The organism is Pseudomonas sp. NPDC078416, from assembly GCF_050268485.1.
GTDB lineage: Bacteria > Pseudomonadota > Gammaproteobacteria > Pseudomonadales > Pseudomonadaceae > Aquipseudomonas.
The window spans coordinates 1-1,872 of the sequence record NZ_JBNNGV010000067.1; the positions used below are offsets into that span (position 1 = coordinate 1).

Consider the following 1,872-nt stretch of genomic DNA (forward strand, 5'->3'; position numbering starts at 1 on the left):
GCCAGCGTGACGACGTGCGGCAGATGCAGAAATACAAACCGGAGTGGAAGGCGGTGAAGCCGCGGTATTGAGGTGGGGTGGGAGCTATCTATCAGGCAGTCGCCTTGTCGTCCTTCTTAAGACTTGCAGGCGGCCAGTTGTCGAGGCGCATGCCGAGGGAGAGACCACGAGAAGCCAGAACGTCCTTGATCTCGGTCAAGGATTTCTTGCCCAGGTTCGGAGTCTTCAACAGTTCTACTTCGGTGCGCTGAATCAGGTCGCCGATGTAGTAAATGTTCTCCGCCTTAAGGCAGTTGGCCGAACGTACGGTCAGTTCCAAATCGTCAACCGGACGAAGCAGGATCGGATCGATCTCGTCTTCCTGTTCGATTACAACGGGTTCGCTGTCACCTTTGAGGTCGACGAACGCAGCCAACTGCTGTTGCAGGATGGTTGCTGCACGACGGATAGCCTCTTCAGGATCCAGGGTACCGTTGGTTTCCAGATCAATAACCAGCTTGTCCAGGTTGGTACGTTGCTCGACACGGGCGTTTTCCACCACGTAGGCGATGCGACGAACCGGGCTGAACGAAGAGTCGAGCTGCAAGCGACCAATGCTGCGGCTTTCGTCTTCATCGCTCTGACGCGAGTCTGCTGGTTCATAACCGCGACCACGAGCTACAACGAGCTTCATGTTCAGGGCGCCGTTAGACGCCAGGTTAGCGATTACGTGATCGGGGTTAACGATCTCGACATCATGATCCAGCTGAATATCGGCAGCGGTAACCACCCCCGAACCCTTCTTCGACAAGGTCAGCGTAACTTCGTCTCGACCGTGCAGCTTGATAGCCAGACCTTTAAGGTTCAACAGGATTTCAATGACATCTTCCTGTACACCTTCGATGGCGCTGTACTCATGGAGTACACCGTCAATCTCGGCCTCGACTACTGCACAGCCGGGCATGGAGGACAACAGGATGCGGCGCAGCGCGTTGCCCAGGGTATGGCCGAAACCACGCTCGAGAGGCTCGAGCGTGATTTTGGCGCGGGTCGGACTGACAACCTGCACATCAATGTGGCGGGGTGTCAGGAACTCATTTACCGAAATCTGCATGGATGCACCTATTTTCTAGCCCTTACTTGGAGTAGAGCTCGACAATCAGGCTTTCGTTGATGTCGGCGGACAGATCACTGCGAGCTGGGACGCTTTTGAAGACGCCAGATTTTTTCTCAGTGTCTACTTCTACCCATTCTACGCGGCCACGTTGGGCACACAGATCGAGAGCCTGGACGATACGCAGTTGGTTCTTCGCTTTCTCGCGAATTGCCACTACGTCACCGGCACGGACCTGGTAGGACGGAACGTTAACGGTTTTGCCGTTTACGCTTACCGACTTGTGCGATACCAGCTGACGCGATTCGGCACGAGTCGAACCAAAGCCCATGCGGTATACAACGTTGTCCAGACGGCATTCGAGCAGTTGCAGCAGGTTCTCACCAGTTGCGCCTTTCTTGCCGGCAGCTTCTTTGTAGTAACCGCTGAACTGGCGCTCGAGAACGCCATAAATACGACGGACCTTCTGCTTTTCACGCAGTTGGGTGCCGTAGTCGGACTGGCGACCGCGGCGTTGGCCGTGGATACCAGGTGCTGCTTCGATGTTGCACTTCGATTCGATCGCGCGCACGCCGCTCTTCAGAAAGAGATCGGTGCCTTCGCGACGAGCGAGTTTGCATTTTGGACCAATGTAACGAGCCATTCTTTACAATCTCCTGGATTACACGCGGCGCTTCTTCGGCGATGTCACAGGCATTGCTGACATGTGCCTTGATGACGCCTTGCAGGGGACTTGAACGCGTCGCTTGGTTATCCATGACAACCATTTTGGCTGGGGC

Annotated in this window: 2 protein-coding genes; both read right to left on the bottom strand. The window is 55.3% G+C overall.

Annotation, left to right across the window (positions count from 1 at the left end; all coding sequences use genetic code 11):
• Window positions 1-91: 91 nt before the first annotated feature.
• Window positions 92-1,093: a DNA-directed RNA polymerase subunit alpha gene (locus ACQKEN_RS25335; RefSeq protein WP_007924176.1), complete on the bottom strand. Its 1,002-nt coding sequence runs from the start codon at window positions 1,091-1,093 to the stop codon at window positions 92-94.
• Window positions 1,094-1,115: 22 nt separating this feature from the next.
• Entirely contained in the window at window positions 1,116-1,736 is a 621-nt protein-coding gene (gene rpsD, locus ACQKEN_RS25340) for a 30S ribosomal protein S4 (RefSeq protein ID WP_037017742.1), read from the bottom strand.
• Between the last annotated feature and the right edge of the window lie 136 nt (window positions 1,737-1,872).

Bases quoted from the DNA above. Each gene is read 5' to 3' on its own strand.
- ACQKEN_RS25335 (WP_007924176.1), bottom strand. From the start codon at position 1,093: ATGCAGATTTCGGTAAATGAGTTCCTGACACCCCGCCACATTGATGTG.
- rpsD (WP_037017742.1), bottom strand. From the start codon at position 1,736: ATGGCTCGTTACATTGGTCCAAAATGCAAACTCGCTCGTCGCGAAGGC.